Here is a 19,536-nt window from a genome sequence, read left to right on the forward strand (position 1 = left end):
GCAGGTCGCCGCGACAGCTTGGCGAAGACAAATAAGTTATGCGAGATGAGAGCATGAACCGATCTGTCTTGGTCACCGGGGCAACCGGGCTGCTAGGGGCAGCTGTTGTTCGCGCCCTAACGGACCAAGGCGATCGTGTAATCGCCCTCACAAGACGCATACCGAAGCCTGAAGTCTTTGCTGGTTTGGATGTTGAAGTCGCTCGTGGTGATTTGGCCGACACTGGACTTGGTAAATGTCCCAACTGGCTGTCGGAAGCAGTTTCGCGATCGGCGGCAGTTATCCACTGCGCGGCCCATATTCATATTGGGTCGACCCAAGTACAGCGATCGCTTGCTGTGAATCACCGAGGCACCCAGGCGATTGCAACGGCGTGTCTGCTCGCTCAACGGCCGCTGGTGAACGTCGCTACCGTCAACACTCTCGCGCTCGGTAGTCGCGACAATCCCGCCAACGAAAGCACACCGGTCACAGCACGAAACGCTCAGACCCAATGCGCCTACACGGTGTCAAAGGCTGCAGCAGTGGCGGCGGTCGAAGCCGCCACTGCAAAGGGCTTAAAGGCCATTACCGTTCACCCTGGATTTATGCTCGGGCCATGGGATTGGCGGCCAAGTAGCGGCCAAATGATCCATGAAATCGCGAGACGGAGCCTTCTGCTCGCACCATCTGGGGGGTGCAGCGTATGCGATAGTCGCGATGTCGCGAAAGCGATTGTTGGTGCGTTGGACGCAGACGTTGAGCCGGGACGCTCCTTCGTTTTGGCGGGGTTCAATGTAACCTACCTTGCGCTGCTCGTTGCGATTGCCGACCGCCTTGGGAGAAAGCCTCCGATTGGAGTTGCGCCGCTGTGGGCACAACGCATGGTGGGACAGTTCGGCAATCTCACCGGCCACGTCCGAGGTCACGAACCGTTCATCAATAGCGCCTCTTGCACCATGGGCACCCAGTTCCATTGGTACGACAGCACGCGAGCGAAAACGGAACTCGGTTACACCAACAGGCCGTTGGCTCAGACCCTTGATGATGCGGTAAATTGGGTACAGCGCTATCACTGCTAACGACGATTATGCGGGCGGCACGATCAATCGTTCACAACGGACGAAAGCGAAGCCGGAAGTTCTGTGGCGGTCGGAGCGTTATGTGGACACGCGGTTCGAGGTCGGCAGAGCTTGTTGGCAGGATCTCGTATCGTCGCAAAATCTCTGCCAGTATCAACGTGGCTTCCTGCATGGCAAAGCCCGCGCCGGGGCAGGCCCGGGGTCCGCTACCGAACGGCATGTAAGCACTTGAAATTGCCGGGCGATGGCTTCCGTCAGAGAAGCGTGTAGGTCTAAATTGATGTGCATCGGCCCATAGCTGCTCCCTGCGATGCATAACCCAAGGGCACGTGACAACCGCTATGCCGGCAGGGAATGATCGACCGGCCCATCGGCTCGCTCGCGAAGCAAGTCTGGGAATGACGGGAACGGCAGGATAAAGCCGCATTGTCTCGCGGAAAGTATCTCGGGTTGCCGTTAGCTTCACGAGTGCGCTCAGAGGAACCTCGCTGGACGTCAAGGTCGTCGTGATTTCGTTTCGAACCACCGCCTGCCATTCGGGGTTCGCCGCCAGCAGGTTAAGTGCCCACGATAGAGACGCGGAGGTCGTCTCATGGCCAGCGAGCAAAACCGTCATAACCTCATCAAGCAGTTGCTCTTCGGTCAAAAGTGGCTTGTGCGCTCGTTGACGTTCCTGCTGCAAAAGCCAGATCAAATGATGCTTCTTACTGGTCGATTGAGTGCGCCGTCGGATCGCCTCCCTCGCAGGGCCCCGCATAGATGCGCATGTCGCCGCAAGCTTCCGGCGCAGACCATGTGAAAGAAGTCTTGGTAGGCCAAAGGTTTGGAACACTGCGTGCGCTTGGGCGCCGTGTCGAAATATCGGAAATTCGGCTTCCAAGGTTCTTCGAAAGTCAGCATCAAGGGGTTCGTCGAACAGACTTCGATAGATGATGTCAGCCGTCACCGCATTCATCTGGTTCCCAACATCAACGGCATTGAGCGAAGTGCCCTCGAGCCTCGCCAGAAAGTCACGCGTTGCAGCTTGCATTTGGGAGTAGATCGCGCGGAGGGCCGGCCCGTCTAGCCAGGCATGGAATGCGCGCCTTGAGTTGGCCCAGTGCTCTCCACTCGAAACGAGCAGCCCCTCGCCAACAAGCATTCGGATTGGCTCAAGGTAGCTATCATGCTTGGCATAATGCTCGGCGTGTTCGCTTAAGACACGTTTTATCAGGTTTGGGCGAAAAACTGTGACCTGGTGATTTCCGAAAGCTGAGAATATCTGCAGGTCAGAGCGATAAGCGCTTTCCGAGAAAGAACCGAGCCGGCCCCTAGCGACCGAAAACGCAACGCGAGTTGACTGCAGCATGAGTAAAATATGGCTCCGTTGGTGCCTTAATTGGTCTCAAATACCGATGAGCGGTCTCTCAAGCCCGCACCGACAGTTCGGCATCGAACAAAGCATGTATGACTCTGCCGTCCGACAAAACTTTCAGGCGTACTATCGTAAGGTTGCAGCCGTCAGCCTGTTTGCTCTGTTTAACCACCCGACTGTAGACTTCGATCGCTGTTCCCAGAACCAGTGGATGAACAAATCGGGCTTTGAAGGCCTGTATCGCCGTTGGTTTGAACGCGGCATGCACAAAGTCCCCAACCAGTATCGCAATCAAGCCACCGGGAACAACGATGCCTGAAAATCCGAACCTCTCGGCCAGGCCCTGATCAATGTGGATAGGGTTCTGATCGTCCGATAGCGCCAAGTAGGCTTCCACCTGATCTCCGGTGACTTCCAACGTCTGGCGTAAAGTCGACCCAAGGTTCATCGTTCGGCTGGACGTTCCGTTGAGAAAAAGCCGAATGTCATCTTACCCCTGACAAACGGTTGTCCATTTTTTAGCTTGCCACTGACCTTGAGGTTTAGTTCGTCAGAACGGGTTGTTGGTTCAGCTTTCCATAGAATGCTCAGACGGTCTTCAATTGCTCCGCCGTCAAACTGAAACGCGTATCCGCTTAGGTACACGAATGCGCCGCTTGCCCGGGCATAGGCGTGAAGTGCCGGGGCAAGAGCGCGCGAAAGGACAATCACGGTCAATGATGAGGTGTCGTCTCCACTTGCACAGATGATCTCGAGGGCCTTGCGATCGTCAGCGGTTATCGTGACTTCCGACTGACCGTTTGGCATGTGCGCCGGGATAACGTGGCCGGACACAGCCTACGCTTTCCAGCGTTCGGCGACGAGACAGGCGTTGATGCCGCCGAATGCGAAACTGTTCGATAGAGCGCGCTCTATAGACATGTCGCGACTTTGATTGGGGACGTAGTCGAGATCGCAGGTCGGGTCCCGTTCAACCCAGTTGATGGTAGGGGGCGCGAACTGGTCCTGCAACGCGATGAGGGTCGCAGCAAGTTCGATGGCCCCCGCTGCGCCGATCGCATGCCCATGCATCGCTTTGGTGGACGACACAGCAAGCTTCGCCGCATGGTCACCAAACGCCAACTTGATCGCCGAGGTCTCGTTGGCATCGTTCGCCAGCGTCCCGGTTCCGTGAGCATTGATATAATCAATCTGCTCAGCCTTGCACGCGGCCGACGTCAGAGCCGATGTCATTGCGCGAGCTGCTCCTTCAGCATCGGGGCGCAGCAAATCAACTGCATCACTTGATGTGCCGTAGCCGGTCAAAAGGGCTTTTGGCTCGAAGCCTTGTTCGACAGCGTTGCTCAGGCGTTGCAGGACGAAAATGCCTGCTCCCTCGCCGAGGACCATTCCATTGCGCTTGCGGGAAAATGGACGGCATCGGTCTGGAGTGAGGACACGTAATGCTTCCCAGGTGCGCAAGCTGTAGGCCGTTGCCATCGCCTCTGCCCCACCCACGACAGCCAAATCTACCTGGCCAGACCGGAGCATCTCAAGACCGAGACCAACACATTGGGTTGCCGAGGCGCACGCGGTTGAGAGCGCCAAGACCGGTCCGGTGCAGCCATACCGCATACCGATGTTCGACGCGGCGGCGTTGACCATGATCCTTGGAACCAATGTCGGATCAAACCGCTGTGGCTTGTCGGAAAAAGCAGCCTCATAGCCCTGATCCAGGGCTGTTTGTCCCCCAATGCCTGAGCCGACTATAACCGCGGTCTTTGGCCCCTTTAGCTGACCTGCGTCGATATTCGCGTCTTCAACGGCCTGCTGTGCTGCAACCAGCGCAAGTGCTGCAAACCTGTCGAGTGTATTGAGCTCTCTTTTGCTGAAATGTTCATCAGGTAAGAAGTCAGTGATTTGTGCCGCTATTGAAACGTGGCCACCCCTCAGCAACTTGAAATCAACCTCAGACACACCGTCGCGACCTGCACGGAGCGCAGCGCGCATCTGATCGATTTCAAGCCCTAGAGCGCTTATGCATCCGAAGCCTAGAACCGCAATCGGCTCAGGTTTCTGAGGCATCGTTTTCATTCAGACGGCGATGAATTTCGGCGGCAAGGCCCTCCACGGTTTTGATCGCGGTAAGGTCTTCATCGACCGGAACATAGATATCGAAGCGCTCTTCGAGCCCATTGAGGATCATAACGAACTCGATCGATTCGATCTCCAGGCTCTCAATTGTTGCGTCGGGTGTGACCTTGCTGGCTTCGACCATACCCTCAGAGATGATGGTTTCCACCACAGCCGACTGTACGTCCTCACGCGATAATTGCGAAGATGCGTCGGCCTTGTCGGTCTTAGTCATGTCGGAACCTGAGCATTTGGATGTTGCCGCGGAACGGCCTCGCCGATCTCCCGCTGAAAGACTTCAAAACGTCTCGTAAGGCGCCCTCCGAAATAGGACATGGCCGCCAAGGTCCGTCGGTTGTCCTCCACAATCCATCCAAACTCAATTCCGCTGCCGTTATATTTTTTAGCGAGCCGCAAGAACTCTCCCATCATCGACATCACGATGGCCGCACCGGTAGACCCACCTTGAAACTCTGGCTCTATACCGGCCAATACGGTTCGACCATATTGAGGCTGCCCAAGCTTGATACGCCACAGCAGTTTAAGCGCTTTAAGAACAGATAGTTGGCCGCCAAAGCTCGTAACGTATTCCATGATGTTTGGAAGAATGATGGTGAACGCAACAGGGCGCCCATCTTTCTCAACGACGATGCCATTATCGGGCCTGAGTACAGGCCGCATGGCATCCCTTAGGCCCGCAATGTCCGCTTCGTTCATCGGCACGAACCCCCAATTGCCACGCCACGCGCTGTTGTAAATGGTGCCGAGTTCCAAGAACTCATCGAGGCCCCGAGACGGGTTCAGTGGGCGCATCTTGAAGCCTGCCGGAAGAGAGGCTTGTTGCCGAACCATTTTCTTCTTCTGTCGTGCTTCGTCGCTGCGATCCAAACAGTAGGAAAGCAACTGTCGCTCAACCTCCCAACCCGCGGCGACAAGATGGTCGCGTAAATAGGGTGGGTGCCATGGATACAGAACCATCGCCGGTTCAGATTGGCCCTCCACCAACAAGCCGCTCTCTGCGGAGATCGACAGATTAAACGGACCGCGAACTCTCGTTTTGCCCTGCTGTGCTAGCCACCTGCAAGCTGCATCAAGCAAGGATGCTGTCGCGGTGGTGTCGTCGGTCGCATCGAAGGCACCAAACATACCAAGATCAGCTTCGCCAACCTGGGCGTGTAGGTCATCTATCTGTGCACTTATTCGGCCCACCGCATTTCTCCCCCTGTAGGCGATCCAATACTCGGCGGTCCCATGCGTGAAAAATGGATTGTGCCTCCGGTCGAAAATTTGCCGCCGATCATAATCCAGCGGCGGACAGTAGTGAGGGAACTTTTTGTACAAACGCCTTGGAAGCTGGAGAAAAGTCCGGAACTCGCGATCCGAACGAACCGGGCGGATCTCAAGCTCGTTCATGATCTCGCTTCCGCAACCAGAAGACGCTACGCACCAGCGCCGGAAAGAGGATCAGGTCGCAAAACAGTGCGATCAAAAGAGCACCGATGATTGCAAGACCGTAGCGCTCAACCGGCGGGAAGTCGCTGAAGAACATTGCACACATCCCCGCTGTTAGGATGCCCGTTGTTGTTATCAAAACCGGGCCGACCTGTTTAAGTGCCGCTTTCAAGTTCCGTTCGTCCCAGGTACCTTCAATGCGCTTGAGGGCACTTACCGTGTGAATGGAGTCATCGAGAGCCACGCCGAACGCGATCGTCGCGGCCATTGCGACTTCGATCCCAACCCCGTCGAAACACCAATGTGCAAGGGCCAATACGGCCATGACCGGCAAGGCATTACACACCAGGAGGCACAAGCCAAATCGCCAACTTTTCAGCCGCATGGTCAAGGTAAGGACAGCGAACAACATCGCGAGAACGGCGTTGTTGCGAAGATCAAACACCACAGCTTGCGTGCGTTCGGATAGGCTTAAGATGAACGGATTGAAATCTATACCGGCGATCGGATGGGTCGACTTTAAGGTCTCCGCAATTTCGAACAGCTGATCGGTCAGGCTCACGATGTCGGTGGTTGACGGTACCATCAATACCAGTGCTGGCCGGTTCACATTGATTAAGGCGTCTGAACCAGAGAAGGGGTTCGCGCGGCCAGCCAACGTTAGCGCACTGTTCCTCTGGCTTTCGGATAGGGCATCTAAAGAAAGATTGGGCGACAGGACAACAAGTCCTGCAGTCCGAACTCGGCGCTCGAGTGCCACTAATGCTTCCCAACCTGAAGCGTTGAGCAACGTCACTTCATGATCAAACTCCAACGCCAATTGGATCGGTATCAGCGGTTCGATATGATCATCGGAACCCGAAGGCAAAAAAGAAGTTCCATCATTTTGCGGCAGGATATCGGAAAATGCGAGCCGCGCGTGCAGCTGAGACTGTCCGAGTACCAAGCCAGCCAAGATCAAGAGGCTTACCATAACGAATACCATTGATCGGCCGCGTCCGAACAGAAATGGCGAGTAGTTATGGAAAAGTGCGCTCAGATTTTGCTGGCCCCGGGAGCGTTTCCCAACGGTTAACAGGATCGCGGGCCAGAGTGTGGACAGTGAAAAAAACTGCAGCAAGCATCCTAGCGCGCCGATAAAGCCAAGTCGCGATAACTCGTCGGAGCCGACAAAACCAACTGCAAGGAAGCAGACACCAGTCGTGCCCGTCGTAAGCGCAATAACCGGCGTCATTGTCGACAAGGTTTGTGTCATTGCTGAAACCGGATCGGTGCGGTCATATGAATCGCGGACCCAACTCACATACAGGTGCAGCGCATCGGCTACCCCTACGACAAGCAACAGAGTGGTGACGGAGATGGTCAGAACAGTGATGGGGACTTGAAAAAGCGCCAAGACCCCGAGAACCACCGTGAGAGTGAATAGGGGTGGGGCAACGATGAGTGCTGCAATACGGATATCGCGCAGCAAACAAAGCGCCGCCGTGAAGCCAAACAACAGACTGAGAAGGAGGGTTTTGGTCTGATCGCGTGCAATAAGGTCAGGAAGATCTTCAAATGCAGGTGCGAGGCCGCCAACGAAGATCTCAACTGGTCCGTCGGCGCGAAGCTGGCTTGAGAGATCAGAGACCGCATCTGCGATGGATTGGTAGTTTGTCTGATCGATAACGGCGAGCAGGCGAACAAGGTTGCGGTCGGGCTGCAGAAGAGGCCCCAACAACGCTCGCTGACCCTCGGTCATACCCCCGGTTAGATTGGACGCATCGACGTTGAGCGGCAGGACGGGCTTCCACTGTCCATCAAGCGTCGGGAAAAAAAAGCGAAACGGCGAGATGATCTGTACGACGCCATCCATGCGCAGCATCGCGGTGTGCAGCTGCCGTGCGGGTTCGATCGGAACTGCTTCATAGCTGTCAGAACTGATAGTGATTTCGAGCGTGGCAAAAGTCTGGCGGAAAGCGTAATCACTGTTGTCGCCCACCGACGTCTCGACGAAATCGACCAACTCGCTGCGAAATTCGAGCCTGGGAATCAAGACGGCCGCACCGACCATGATGATCAGTGCGGCCGCCAAAACAGAACGAGGGTATTGAAGCGGATACCGATTGAGAGAACCGAGCGCCACAGGTCCAAGTGCTACGAGAACCTCAAGCAGAACATGCTTGAGGCAGAGCGGTCATAAAGGGCGCACGAGCGCGCCCGATAATGACCGTCAGAACAGACCTCCGGTAGGGAATTGATACTCAATCATCACGAAAACAGAGCTACCGTCCCATCCAAACTCATTCCCGCCGGGGAACCCGACACTGGCGGGTATTGTATAATCTTCATCAGATGCAAAAATGTAGTTGTATTGGATACGAGCGTTCCAATTTTGCGTGAATTTATAGCCAAGTCCCGCACCGACCGTTGCGACCAGATGGGCTTCATCCGTCGATTGGTTCAAAGTCCGGCTTCCACCTTCGACGAATGTTTGCCCGATACCAGCGTGAATGTAGGGAAGAAACTGCCCATAGGCGAGGCCGAGGTGCGCATTCACGGTGTAAGCGAATTCCGGGTCAGCATAACTCAAGCCGCCTGCTGCCGCAGTTCTAAGGGTTCCCTCTTCCGCGTAAAGAGGAATGGATAGCCCCAAACCAAACACGACGTCATTGGCAAAATGCCAGCGATATCCGCCGCCGATACCGGCGATGAAGCCCTCAATGTCGCGATCGACTTCCGCTGCGATATGAAGAGGATTTGCGTCCAGGTCACTACCGAAAGTGTGACCGACGAAAGCACCGACGTAAAAGCCTTCCCAACTGAAGCCGGTAGGTGCAAACCCGACAACCGGGTCGGCTGCGTAAGCGCTGGTGGCTGTGCCAAGAGCGATGACTGCAGCCGCTGAAAATCTGCTTATTGACATTGTATTGGCACCCTTCGATTCCTTAACACTCAATCAAGGATTGCTACTCCCATAGACTTCCCAGATCAAACGCGAAGCGGTGTGTTCACAGGCTTCAGTTTCCCTCAATATGTGGCGGCGACGAGACTTTTAGCATGATTAAACAAAAGCGTAGCGCCATCGGCGGTGCGGGTATGACCCTGCCTTCGTTGCGTGTATTTCTGTTGTACTGTGGTAGGTCAGCTACAATTTTTGTTCAGCGCCAATAGATCCTGAGTGTCCCGCCATCTCGCACCATCTGATGATCAACCGCACAAAGCGTGGAAGGTTTCGACGCCGACGATATGGCACGGCATAACGCTGGGGCGTTGGTTGGGCCTGCTTTCACAGAACCAATGGGCCATTTCGGCAAATCGTTTGCCCCGTGCCCTTTTGCTGTTCCCCATAGCAACGATGAACTCGCTCCTTACGCTTCTCGCAAAGTCTTCGGGTGACGCGATTTCTGACGCTGCCAATCTGCCCCAAGACCCCATTTTCGTTATCGGTCACTGGCGGACGGGGACCACAGCCATGCACGAGCTACTTTTAGCCGACCCTCGGCACTCCAGCGCAACGACCTATCAGGTGATGGCGCCGAACCACTTTTGGCTGTCGTACAGGCTGCTGCGCTCCCCGCTAGCAACTTTATTCCCCGATACCCGAGGCTTTGACGCCATGCGGTTTGACCTTGAGGCACCTCAAGAAGATGAGTTTGCGATCAACGCGCTTGGCGATGGATCTCCATACGCTTTCTTTGGCTTTCCCCTGCAGGCCTACAAACGTGATGGAAGGCATGTCTTTTCGAGGGCGTTTGCTGAGGGTGAAAACCGTTGGGTGCAGCCCTGGCTGAGATTATTGATGAAGGTTCAGGCCGATCAGAAAGACGGCAACCTAGTTCTCAAGAACCCAACGCATATGGCTCGTATCAAGACACTTGTCTCGCTGTTTCCCAAGGCCCGCTTCGTCCACATGGTGCGGCATCCTTACGAGATATTTGGCTCAATGCGCACCATGATGGCGCACATGTTGAGCTTTCAGGCCTTTCAATCAGATTCCCTAAATCAGCAGCAGATTGATCAGATAATTCTGCACACGCTGCCCGAGCTCTACCGGCGTTACGACAGTGAAAGCCATCATATCGCGGAAGACAGGCTGCACATCGTCAAGCACCACGATTTGGCAAGGGATCCGGAAGGCGTGTTGCGGACGTTGTATGATTGCTTCTCGCTTGAAAGGTCGCGCACCGCCGATCCGAAACATTCTGCGGTTTTGGAGAGTATTTGCGGATACACACCAACAGACCATGGTCTGTCGCCCGATGAGAAGAAAGCCGTCCGCGACCATTGGGCCGAGTATGCCCAGCGATATGGCTTCGAGCTTTAGATGGCCTCGACCTTTGCCCGGTTCGGCACCAACCCGGAACTGGCAAGGGCCTGCACCGCCCTATCAATCTCGGCCTCTGTGTGATGCGCTGTCACAAAGAACCGTATGCGTGGACGGGAGTTCGGCACCGAAACGCGAACAACCGGCGGCGCAAAAATACCGTGCTTCATCAGGTATCGAGATGCATCTATGGTGTCCGCATCGTTCCGAAAATACACCGGGACAATTCCACGCCCAAACGATGAGCCGGTATCGAACCCATTTTCTTGCAAGCCGTTTTTCAGCCGCTTTGTAAGTTCGGCAAGACGGCAAACGCGATGGGGTTCTTGTATCGCTTTCCGTACGGCGGCATCTGCCGATGCAGCGACGGCTGGCGGTAGGCCAACCGAGTAGACAAACCCTGGAAGCAGAAGCCGCAGAGCCTCGCAGACGCTCCGGTCGGCTGCGATAAAACCCCCGCATGATCCAAATGCCTTGGAAAGTGTACCCACCACCAGATCGATGTCATCGGTTGGAATGCCAAAGTGGTCGCAGATTCCCCGCCCAGCATTCCCCAAAACACCATGTGAGTGGGATTCATCAAGCATCAACCACGCATCGTATTCGCTCTTGAGAGCAATCATGTCTGGCAAGTCTGGGATGTCGCCGTCCATGCTGAACAAGCCCTCGGTGACGATTAGACAGCGCCTGTAACTCGCCCGCTCAGTTCGCAGAAGGCTGCGCAAATGCGCATTGTCATTGTGTCTGAACGCCATGCACGTTGCCCGCGAGCCGTTGATGCCCGCCATGATACTGGCGTGGCTCAGTTCATCGTACAGGATGAGATCCTTGGTTTGCAGCAGCGTACTTAAAAGCGTTTCATTGGTTACGTAGCCGCTGACAAAGACCAGTGCGGCTTCTTTACCAACAAAGTTGGCGAGCGAACTTTCGAGTTGGCGATGAAGCAACCGCTCGCCACCAACAATACGCGAACCGAGTACGCCGGTTCCGTGATCGGCTATGGCGTGGACTGAGGCAGCCTGAACCGACGCGTCCTGCGACAAGCCAAGATAATCGTAGCTGGAGAAACTCAGAAACTGCAGACCGCGCGCTTCGGTCTCTGCCTTCACCGCATCTACAGCTGCAAAATACAACTCCCAGGCATGGCCCTTGGTACTGCCATGTGTACGCCTGATCCGGCGCCAAAGGTAATCGTCCATCATTTCGACAGGCGTTTTTTCGGGGCTCTTTGCTGCCTCCATGGGATGGTCCGGGCCTTCAGGCTGTTGAGTATAAATGAGGTAGCTAGCCTAAGTCGGCACAATAATGAACCTGACCAATTTGACCAGTTTGAAATGGCGATAGGCGCAGCTGCATTGCGCAACGGCCAATCGTGTCTTGGCCCCCTAAAACTGTGCCATCGACGTGTCAGTGCGCTGGGGTCGGCGACACGGCCTACTACAACTGGCGCAAAAATTTTTTCAGGATAGGCCGTTCGCAGCTTTCGCGTCGGCATAATGAGACAGGCAAGTAATCGATCCAGTGGATCGATTGTATGGCGAACGCCCACGCCGCTATCAGCTTGATGCTTCAGTGATCCGTCTCAGGCCACGATAACCCAACCAAATCTGGTGCGTGGACCCGGCTTAAGACAGGCCCAGATCGTCATCAACGTTAGGTTGCGCCAATACAATCAGATCAGCTCGTATCATGCGCTGGGCATGTGGGCGCCGGTTCCCGAAACAGCGCTAGAGAAGCCGCAAATTATCGGCCAGGACGCATGGAACCAGATCCTTAGGCAAACCAGTACCTGCAAACGATGATCTATTCTTATGGAAGTTCTACCGACTAACGCATGATCCGCGCTTGGTGCGGTCACCTCGTCATAACAAACATGATCAGCCCAAGGCGACGTAGTGAGACGCGAGCGCTTACGATACCAGTTTTAGCACCTCGGCTGGCCTGTTCTGCGAGTCAGATTCCACCACCAGCTGTTTGAATTCGCCAAGCGGCATGGGCCTTCCGCCATAGTACCCTTGATAGGTCTGCACCCCTCGCTCTTGAAGGAAAGCGAGTTGCTCGGGTGTCTCAACCCCTTCGGAGACCACGTCTGCGTGCAGTACCTTCGCCATATCGACAACCGTCTGGAACAGACCTCGGGCAGCGTCGTCGGTGGCGACGTCCATAATCAAGCCCCGATCGATCTTCAACGTATCGAAGGCGAGCGTCTTGAGCCGGCCTAGGTTGGAATAGCCCACACCAAAATCGTCGACGGCCAGCTTCACACCCAGTTCCCGAAGCAGGTCGATATTGTGCTCAACCAGGTCGTTCTGCTCCATGGCAGTGCCCTCGGTGATCTCCACTTCGAGCAATCTTGGATCGAGGCTGTTGTCTTCCAGTTGGCTCTTCAGGCGATCGGCAAAACCTGGCGCAAGCAACTCCTCGCTGGCAATGTTGACGGCCATTGTGATGGGTTTGCCGCGCCCTTGATTGATTTCTGCTGCAACGCGAATTGCTTTGCCAACCATTATTTGGCCGACCCTCGGCATCAAACCCATAGCAGCTGTAACTGGTAGAAAGTCGTCCGGACGCACAAACCCTCTCTCAGGATGGTTCCAGCGGATCAACGCCTCCACACCCACCAGTTCTTCGCTGGCAACGTCAAACTTCGGCTGCAGAAACAATTCGAACTCATCGTTGGCAACGGCGCGGTCAATGTCCTTTTCCATCTGGCTTCGCGCGAGCAGTTCTTTGTGCTTATCGCGGTCATAGACAGCGAACGTGCCACGCACATCGTTCTTTGCCTGGTACATTGCGACATCCGCGCACTTCAGCAGGTGTTCACGCGAAGTCGCGTGGTCGGGGAACAGCGCGATCCCGATGCTTGTTGAGACCTTCAAGTTTAGCCCATCAAGCGCGAAGGGCTTTTCCATTGCTGCAACGATGGACCTGGCAAGATCTTGAGATTTTCCACCATCGACCAGAATCGTGAACTCATCGCCACCTAACCGGGAAAGGAGCGCCTCACCCTGCTCGAAAAGAAGTCCTTGCTTCTTGTGAACTCGGACGCCGGTAGGTTTCAGCCCTAGCTCCTGCATTTGATTGCGCAATCGTTCGGTAAAGGCCCGCAGGAGCATGTCACCCACGTGGTGGCCGTGCGTGTCGTTAACCTCCTTAAACCTATCGACATCGAGAAAAAGGGCGGCAAACTGATCCTCTGGATCGGTCCTTTTGGTCAGGTTCTCGATCTGCAAACTTAGCCAGCTGCGGTTGGGCACCCCCGTTAGCTTGTCCTCGTAAGCCACACGTTTTGTCTCAAGGAACGAGCTATGTAGTTCGTCGAGCATATTGTTGAACGATTGAGCGACGAGGCCAAACTCATCATTGGAGTGGCTCTCTATACGGTGAGAAAAGTCTCCACTAGCAACACGTCGACTCGCCTCTTGAAGCCTGAGAAGAGGTTCGCTCAGGCGTCGCGCTATTACCCAGGCGATGAGCGGACCAACTATGACGCAAGCAATGCTGATGGCTGCCGTACTTACCCAAAGACCCCGAAGCTCCTGTTCGATGGGCGCGCGCGCAACGCGAAGGTTGAGGAAGCCAATAACGTCGCCTGCTACGGCGATCGGTCCTGCGCGATGGAGGTAGTTTTCCCCAAGCGTTTGCCGCGGTTCTTGCGCCACAATCGCTTCGCGCAGGAACGGATCGTCCACGGGTGCAAGCCATGCAGCGGCCTCGGCACCTCCAGATTTCCAAAGCCAACCCTCCGGATCGACGATCGATACCGATACGATATCCGAGCGAGATTCGAGCTCTTCGAAAAAGACATCGAGGGAGGCTGGGTCGTTCCGTAAGATAGCAGGGATCGAGACTTCCTTGATAAGAGATGCCAGATGGATCGCATTCATATTAAGCCGATCTTCGATCATCTGCTTTTGAACGAAAACGCTGATCGATAGAACTGCAATCGCCCCGAGCAAAATGACTGACGAAAGAACCACCATGAGGCGGCGAGCAAGGCCAAAATTGGCCTCGCGGGTGAACTGCGAGCGATAACTAGACATGGCTTAAGCTCAGACTCTTCGAAGGGTCACATGACGCCCAGCTGTTCAAGCTGGTCGAGCCGTTCATAGATTGGGCCAAAAGTTGCCTCGACGCCGAGCGGGAACGGATCAAATCGCGTGGTTTCATTGAACAGCATCATCGTTTGTTTGCCGGCGACCGAGTTGGCCATATCTTGCAGGACGAACGAGACGCGTCCCGCAATCACTAGATTGAGGTCTCCCCGACGGACGACAATCTGCCGGGGCACGTTGATGCTGCGTGCGAGAACACGGTACTCGCCAGGGCGGGCCGCTTCGAGCCATTCCAATCCCCGAGGGTCAGTGGCACCTGCATCGATCGTACCGCGCGCTAGCGAGGCCACGGTGTTACGGTCATGTCCGGTGAAGATGTAACCAACCTCGGATTCGTCGACGCTGTGTTCATCGGCAGATACATCGCGAATGTGTAAGCCTGTGGTCTTTAACATCGCCGCTGGAAGCATGAATCCAGACGTTGAATCAGGCTCTTGAAAACCAACGACCGCCCCTTGAAGATCATCGAGCGTTTCGAAGGGACTGTCGGCTCGGACCACAAACATCGCATGGTACTCGGCGACGCCGTCCTTCCAGCGCCGCAAGAAGGGCTCGGCACCCGAAAGCCTTGCCACGCGTGCGGCAACGAGCGGACTATCGAAGTAGAGGTCAACGTCTCCGCTTTGTAGCGCAAGGGCCATGCTATCGGAGTCTGGAAGCACCGACACCTCGACATCCGTGATCCCGTCTTCAGCGAGGACCTCTTCCAAATAGACAGCAAGTGGCGCGAAGTGCTCCAGATGCTTACGGATGTTTTCGTTGACCGAGCCAAGCACCAGTGTTTCGGCTGTCGCAGCCGCTGGTATCAACCAGAGGCTCAAAGCTGCTAGGGCGAAGGTTATTTTTCGCCGTACACGCAAAACGCACATCAGGTCCTCCCGTGAATTATGGCAGGGTCATAGGTGCGTTCGCGACAAGGATTGGTTTATCGGGTGAGCCAGAATAAACTTAGCATTAGCATGCGCTTAATGGATTGCGTCCAGTGCAAAGGATTTCGCCATCAGCATGCTTCATGCCCGATGCGGTGGAACTCGGGTGTCTACTAGACGGCCGCGCAAACCTGTTACACGTTCGCGCCGCGCTTGGGTCTCATGCTCCATGACACACCGAGCACAAGCAGGAGCAGGACAGTAGGAATAAGCACCAGTGGGCTCCCCGCCGCGACGAGTGCCGTACCACCAGCGCAGGCTATAGAAGCTGCAGCTTCTGCGAGCGTCGAGGCCTTCGAGGCGACCTGCCGCCTGCGAAAGGTTGTGCGTTTTGCCTGTGCACGGAACCATAGCTGAATAAGGATCGCGCTGCCGGCAGCCAGCATACCGCCGATGAAGGTAACCACTGCGCCCCATATCGATATCACTGATAGTGCGATACTAATTGGCAGCAGTACGGCGGCGATAAGCGTCAGCACTGCTAAAACCTTTGCCCACAATCTGGTGAGGGTAGAGACGGGAGCTGTCGCAATCAGATCGGGGGCATCTTCTCCGCTGATCGTCAGCCAAGCCAACCCGCCCGCAAGCTGCCCGACGGCCATGACAATGACCGGTGCTACCAATACCGATATCTCAGCGTTCTGGCCAAAGCTGATCCAAAGCATCACGGCGGGCGGAATCAGATAAAGCACCTGCATCAGGGTTTGGGAGACGAGCCACGGATCGCGGCCGACAAGCTTCAACTCTTTGTGAACAAGTGCGCCAAGTGCCGTATAGCTGCGAAACGTCCGCTCCAGCTGTCGTCCACGTGGGGTCTTTTCGGCGACGCCGAGGGCCATCACGGCAATACGGCGAAACTGAACGGACCCACACCAAGCGCCACCGGCGAAAAAGGCCAATGCAACAGTTACGAACACAAGAACTGCCCATGTTTGTCCGGCCACCGCATGAGCGGGGAGCCACCACGCAGATGCAGAAACTGGTGCATAGTCAGCAAGGAACTCGGCGTCGAAAAGTGTGAACCGGGACATGGACCCGAAGGATAGGATCGCAACCACCTGCATCCCAATAAGAAAAGCTGCGCCGACGACGGCCGCCAGAACCTGCGCCATGAGCCTGGTGCGCTGGGCCCCCACCGTTCTGAAAAGCGCGAGAGTGATGAGCACGCCTGCCCCGGTCGCGGTCAAAGAGACCGCGAGAAGTACCAAATAGCCTGCAAGCCAACGTTCCCCGCCGAGGGCGGCTGCGACATTCAAGAACGGTGAAATGACCAACGCCGACATTGCCCAACTGGTCACGGCCATCATGGAGATGCGGACCAAAAACAGGTCACGGGAGGGCGCGGGTGACGATAGGATTAGGTCAAGGTCATCACGGGCGTAGAATGCCCGCGTCACCGATTCCATGGCCTGCGACAGCATCATGGTAAAGCTAAGGAGAACGGTGACCGAGATCACCGCCAACGCGGTTTGGTCAAGCACGATCCCTTCGGCCATGTGCGGTGAGAGGACAACATACGCGATCCCATGCAGAACCGCGTAGAAGACGCCCATTCCGATAAGCGCCCGCCTTAAACTGGTGTTCCGCCAGCCTGAAAACATCCAGGCCCAGTCACGCCAAGCCAGTCGCAACTCATGCTGCGAAAAGCGGCTCAACGCCCAGGGTGCTGTTGCCGCGCTCATGCCGCTTTCTCATCGCCGCGGAATGCATCTGTGGATGTTATCGTGTTGTCGTGCCCGCCGCCGACGATCTCAAGAAATATATCTTCTAACGAGTTGCCATCAGCGCTCGCGCGCGCGCGTAACTCTTCCAGTGTTCCTTCCGCAATCAGTTGTCCTTGAGCGATAATTCCAATCCGGTCGGCCATGCGCTCCGCAACCTCAAGGATATGCGTCGTCATGATGACCGTCACGCCGTCAGCAACCAGGCCGGAGAGCACCTGCTTCACCTGTCGCGCTGAGCCTGCATCAAGTCCGGTGAGTGGCTCGTCGAGGATGATCAGGCGCGGTTCATGGATCAAGGCACCTGCAAGCGCCACTTTCTGACGCATGCCTTTCGAGAAGCCGCCACAGCGATCGTTCGCGTGAGCGCTGAGACCAAAGGCGTCGAGCAGGCTATCAGCTTTGAAGCGGGCGAAATCCCCATCCATGCTCCAAAGGCCGGCTACGAACTCAAGGTACTCTAGCGGTGTGAGCTTGTCATAGACCATGGGTTCATCAGGCACCCAGGCCAGAATCTTCTTTGCCGCAATGGGTTCGGCAAAAGCAGTAATGCCGCAGATTGTCACTGACCCAGCATCGGCCTCGAGTAAGCCGGCGACCATGCGCAGGGTCGTTGTCTTTCCAGCGCCGTTCGGCCCGAGCAGGGCGTAAAATTCACCCGCATGCACCCTCAGCGATAGATCGTTCACGGCTGGTTCGCTGAAACTCTTGCGAAGGCTGACAATATCAAGGGCGGCGGTGTTGGCGGGTGACATCGGTTACTCACACTGACGAGACTTTTTCTCATCTTAGCGCCGTGACCTTTCGTTAGAGTAAAACCGGACCATAATAACGCGATCGTTGCCCAGAATGGTGCGGCTGGTCTCTATGCGTAGTGGGCCTCACAAAGCCACCACGGAAGGCTTCGCAACTTGGTGGTACCAGGGCAGAAACGGCCGTCGCGAGAGCCGCAAACTGTCGACAGGCTGACCCCATGCCACTTGGCCCAGTAACCAGCCTCTTGTGTGGTGCCAGAGTGTAAACGGGGCCTTAGCCTCCGATCCCAGCGATGTTGACCGAAACCGTTGCGGCGCAAAGGTGAGCGGCCGCGCGCCCACGATGTCACGGAAGCAGACCTCGTGCGTCAGGTCCCAGTGGCGCTGCTCTGCGGCTTACGTCCCGCAGAGCGCAGGTGCATAAACCTCTGGAGAAGGTCGAACCAAAAGGGCGCTCCGAGCGTCATCGCCAATGCTGTGATGACAATGCCAGGAACCTGCACAATGACCTTGCCAATCTTTGTCCCGAACCCATCGTCCTCATCCCAAATTCCAGTCCACCCCAGGGGAAACGGTCGCAAGTCCTCAGAGATTGTCTCCAACTCCGCCTCAACAGCCGCAGCAAGCTCGGTAAGGGTGCTTTCCTCAAGGCGTTCCTCAACCAAGGGCGGCACTGCCGCGACGTACTGCTCAGCTGCCTGCGAGACTTGTGCACGAAGTGCGTCGTCTTGCCAAAGCGCCTGCGCCACAGAGAACGTGTTGGCGTTTGTCGCCAGCGCAATGGTGAGTGCGACACCAAACGAAACCCATTGCATGCGTCGCACATAGATCCCAGAGGTTCGTTCCATCACGGTGTCAAACCAATTTGCAATGGCGCTTTCCAAAGACTGTGCTTGGGAAACGACTGCGTTTTCCAGGCTTGTGACTGCCTCTTTCAGAAGGGAACCCTCTTCGATTGTGTCGCTGATGCGGTCGGAGCCACCTTCTGCCTGGGACCCATTTGAGGATGCCTGAATTAACGCTTGCGCGAAGGTTTCTCCACTCAGATAGCTTGGCGCTTGTCGGCCGGTGACCGTGTCGCATTCGCGACACAAAGAACGGATCAACCCGTTGTTCCAAAACCGTGTGCGAACAGAAGGATCGTCAAGCAAACGCTGAAGCTCCTCGTACAAAACCTTGGCGCGTAAGCGCAGGACATTGGCGAGTAGTTCGTTGAAGGTTGTGCAAGTCAGGCTCATCAAAAGATAGAAAAAGACAAGTCCAAGTGCGATTTCAATAAAGATTGGCATCTGGTTTTCCCTTAACTTCTTTGGGCCGTGGATAGCGCTACGACAACGCTTCGAGCTTAGCCGTTGTCAGTTCGATGGTTCGCTCGCGCGGGTGCTGCGGCGGGCGCGTTCTATCGCCGCCCAAAGCTGATCATCCTCGAAAGCATGGATTTGGGCGTTCCCGATGCACAGGGTCTCGGCGCCGTTTGCTAATCGCGATTTGAACGCAGGCTGTGGATCGAAACGACGTGGTCCGACGAACAGCCCATCGCGAGCTTCGAACTCGATGATGCCGAAAAAGCTCAAGTCTTGCAGCAGATCTTTTTGTCTCTGGCTGATCGCATCCAGGTCGAAATCCACGAGTTGGCTCTCGTGAAGTATTCTGGCCATTGCTTCGATGAACCGCGTTGCAAGCTCTTTCCCAAGTTCAACAAAGAGCTCTTCATCCTGCTTCACGTCCATC

17 protein-coding genes are annotated in these 19,536 nt (G+C 55.8%); 2 read left to right on the forward strand and 15 right to left on the reverse strand.

The features are described from left to right. The first annotated feature begins 53 nt into the window (after positions 1-53). On the forward strand, positions 54-1,061 hold the full coding sequence (locus AAF739_16140) for an NAD-dependent epimerase/dehydratase family protein (protein ID MEM6384204.1): 1,008 nt from the start codon (positions 54-56) through the stop codon (positions 1,059-1,061). A gap of 31 nt (positions 1,062-1,092) precedes the next feature. On the opposite strand, the gene AAF739_16145 is transcribed toward AAF739_16140, so the two are convergent. From AAF739_16145 to AAF739_16180, 8 genes are all read right to left on the reverse strand, one after another. Beyond that, positions 1,093-2,409, reverse strand: coding sequence for a cytochrome P450 (locus AAF739_16145; protein MEM6384205.1), 1,317 nt, complete (start codon positions 2,407-2,409; stop codon positions 1,093-1,095). Between the two features lie 58 nt (positions 2,410-2,467). Then, on the reverse strand, positions 2,468-2,863 hold the full coding sequence (locus AAF739_16150; GenBank protein MEM6384206.1) for a MaoC/PaaZ C-terminal domain-containing protein: 396 nt from the start codon (positions 2,861-2,863) through the stop codon (positions 2,468-2,470). Next, complete coding sequence (locus AAF739_16155; protein MEM6384207.1) at positions 2,860-3,249, reverse strand: hypothetical protein; 390 nt, start codon at positions 3,247-3,249, stop codon at positions 2,860-2,862. The genes AAF739_16150 and AAF739_16155 overlap by 4 nt, the downstream gene beginning before the upstream one ends. Before the next feature lie 3 nt (positions 3,250-3,252). Then, positions 3,253-4,479 carry a beta-ketoacyl-[acyl-carrier-protein] synthase family protein gene (locus AAF739_16160; protein MEM6384208.1) on the reverse strand — a complete coding sequence of 409 codons (1,227 nt, stop codon included), beginning with the start codon at positions 4,477-4,479 and terminating at the stop codon, positions 3,253-3,255. After that, positions 4,463-4,762 (reverse strand): phosphopantetheine-binding protein, encoded by a 300-nt coding sequence (locus AAF739_16165; GenBank protein MEM6384209.1) that lies wholly within the window; start codon positions 4,760-4,762, stop codon positions 4,463-4,465. Before AAF739_16165 ends, AAF739_16160 begins: the two co-directional genes overlap by 17 nt. Beyond that, entirely contained in the window at positions 4,759-5,940 is a 1,182-nt protein-coding gene (locus AAF739_16170; protein ID MEM6384210.1) for a hypothetical protein, read from the reverse strand. The genes AAF739_16165 and AAF739_16170 overlap by 4 nt, the downstream gene beginning before the upstream one ends. After that, on the reverse strand, positions 5,927-8,104 hold the full coding sequence (locus AAF739_16175) for an MMPL family transporter (GenBank protein ID MEM6384211.1): 2,178 nt from the start codon (positions 8,102-8,104) through the stop codon (positions 5,927-5,929). Before AAF739_16175 ends, AAF739_16170 begins: the two co-directional genes overlap by 14 nt. An 87-nt stretch (positions 8,105-8,191) precedes the next feature. Beyond that, positions 8,192-8,884: an acyloxyacyl hydrolase gene (locus AAF739_16180; GenBank protein ID MEM6384212.1), complete on the reverse strand. Its 693-nt coding sequence runs from the start codon at positions 8,882-8,884 to the stop codon at positions 8,192-8,194. Between the two features lie 432 nt (positions 8,885-9,316). Here AAF739_16180 and AAF739_16185 point away from each other — a divergent pair, with 432 nt between their 5' ends. After that, positions 9,317-10,285: a sulfotransferase gene (locus AAF739_16185; GenBank protein MEM6384213.1), complete on the forward strand. Its 969-nt coding sequence runs from the start codon at positions 9,317-9,319 to the stop codon at positions 10,283-10,285. On the opposite strand, the gene AAF739_16190 is transcribed toward AAF739_16185, so the two are convergent. The 7 genes from AAF739_16190 to AAF739_16220 all read right to left on the reverse strand — a co-directional run bounded on the left by AAF739_16190 (position 10,282) and on the right by AAF739_16220 (position 19,535). Beyond that, a complete protein-coding gene (locus tag AAF739_16190; protein MEM6384214.1) occupies positions 10,282-11,526 on the reverse strand; it encodes an aminotransferase class I/II-fold pyridoxal phosphate-dependent enzyme in 1,245 nt (414 codons plus the stop codon). The genes AAF739_16185 and AAF739_16190 overlap by 4 nt on opposite strands. 669 nt (positions 11,527-12,195) lie before the next feature. Beyond that, positions 12,196-14,328 carry an EAL domain-containing protein gene (locus AAF739_16195; GenBank protein ID MEM6384215.1) on the reverse strand — a complete coding sequence of 711 codons (2,133 nt, stop codon included), beginning with the start codon at positions 14,326-14,328 and terminating at the stop codon, positions 12,196-12,198. 26 nt (positions 14,329-14,354) lie between these two features. Further along, positions 14,355-15,269, reverse strand: a complete 915-nt coding sequence (locus AAF739_16200) for a phosphate/phosphite/phosphonate ABC transporter substrate-binding protein (protein ID MEM6384216.1) — start codon at positions 15,267-15,269, stop codon at positions 14,355-14,357. A 194-nt stretch (positions 15,270-15,463) separates the two neighbouring features. After that, a complete protein-coding gene (locus AAF739_16205; protein MEM6384217.1) occupies positions 15,464-17,011 on the reverse strand; it encodes a permease in 1,548 nt (515 codons plus the stop codon). Further along, positions 17,008-17,805 carry an ABC transporter ATP-binding protein gene (locus AAF739_16210; GenBank protein MEM6384218.1) on the reverse strand — a complete coding sequence of 266 codons (798 nt, stop codon included), beginning with the start codon at positions 17,803-17,805 and terminating at the stop codon, positions 17,008-17,010. The genes AAF739_16205 and AAF739_16210 overlap by 4 nt, the downstream gene beginning before the upstream one ends. 368 nt (positions 17,806-18,173) lie before the next feature. Next, complete coding sequence (locus AAF739_16215) at positions 18,174-19,094, reverse strand: hypothetical protein (protein MEM6384219.1); 921 nt, start codon at positions 19,092-19,094, stop codon at positions 18,174-18,176. A 66-nt stretch (positions 19,095-19,160) separates the two neighbouring features. Then, a complete protein-coding gene (locus AAF739_16220) occupies positions 19,161-19,535 on the reverse strand; it encodes a hypothetical protein (protein MEM6384220.1) in 375 nt (124 codons plus the stop codon). Position 19,536: the final 1 nt, after the last annotated feature.

It is taken from the genome of Pseudomonadota bacterium (assembly GCA_039024915.1).
Lineage (GTDB): Bacteria > Pseudomonadota > Alphaproteobacteria > Rhizobiales > MH13 > MH13.

Excerpts from the sequence above, each read along its gene's own strand:
- AAF739_16160 (MEM6384208.1), bottom strand. The coding sequence starts at position 4,479 with ATGCCTCAGAAACCTGAGCCGATTGCGGTTCTAGGCTTCGGATGCATA.
- AAF739_16145 (MEM6384205.1), bottom strand. The coding sequence starts at position 2,409 with ATGCTGCAGTCAACTCGCGTTGCGTTTTCGGTCGCTAGGGGCCGGCTC.
- AAF739_16185 (MEM6384213.1), top strand. The coding sequence starts at position 9,317 with ATGAACTCGCTCCTTACGCTTCTCGCAAAGTCTTCGGGTGACGCGATT.
- AAF739_16170 (MEM6384210.1), bottom strand. The coding sequence starts at position 5,940 with ATGAACGAGCTTGAGATCCGCCCGGTTCGTTCGGATCGCGAGTTCCGG.
- AAF739_16205 (MEM6384217.1), bottom strand. The coding sequence starts at position 17,011 with ATGAGCGCGGCAACAGCACCCTGGGCGTTGAGCCGCTTTTCGCAGCAT.
- AAF739_16140 (MEM6384204.1), top strand. The coding sequence starts at position 54 with ATGAACCGATCTGTCTTGGTCACCGGGGCAACCGGGCTGCTAGGGGCA.
- AAF739_16180 (MEM6384212.1), bottom strand. The coding sequence starts at position 8,884 with ATGTCAATAAGCAGATTTTCAGCGGCTGCAGTCATCGCTCTTGGCACA.
- AAF739_16210 (MEM6384218.1), bottom strand. The coding sequence starts at position 17,805 with ATGTCACCCGCCAACACCGCCGCCCTTGATATTGTCAGCCTTCGCAAG.
- AAF739_16190 (MEM6384214.1), bottom strand. The coding sequence starts at position 11,526 with ATGGAGGCAGCAAAGAGCCCCGAAAAAACGCCTGTCGAAATGATGGAC.
- AAF739_16220 (MEM6384220.1), bottom strand. The coding sequence starts at position 19,535 with ATGGACGTGAAGCAGGATGAAGAGCTCTTTGTTGAACTTGGGAAAGAG.
- AAF739_16165 (MEM6384209.1), bottom strand. The coding sequence starts at position 4,762 with ATGACTAAGACCGACAAGGCCGACGCATCTTCGCAATTATCGCGTGAG.
- AAF739_16150 (MEM6384206.1), bottom strand. The coding sequence starts at position 2,863 with ATGAACCTTGGGTCGACTTTACGCCAGACGTTGGAAGTCACCGGAGAT.
- AAF739_16215 (MEM6384219.1), bottom strand. The coding sequence starts at position 19,094 with ATGCCAATCTTTATTGAAATCGCACTTGGACTTGTCTTTTTCTATCTT.
- AAF739_16200 (MEM6384216.1), bottom strand. The coding sequence starts at position 15,269 with ATGTGCGTTTTGCGTGTACGGCGAAAAATAACCTTCGCCCTAGCAGCT.
- AAF739_16195 (MEM6384215.1), bottom strand. The coding sequence starts at position 14,328 with ATGTCTAGTTATCGCTCGCAGTTCACCCGCGAGGCCAATTTTGGCCTT.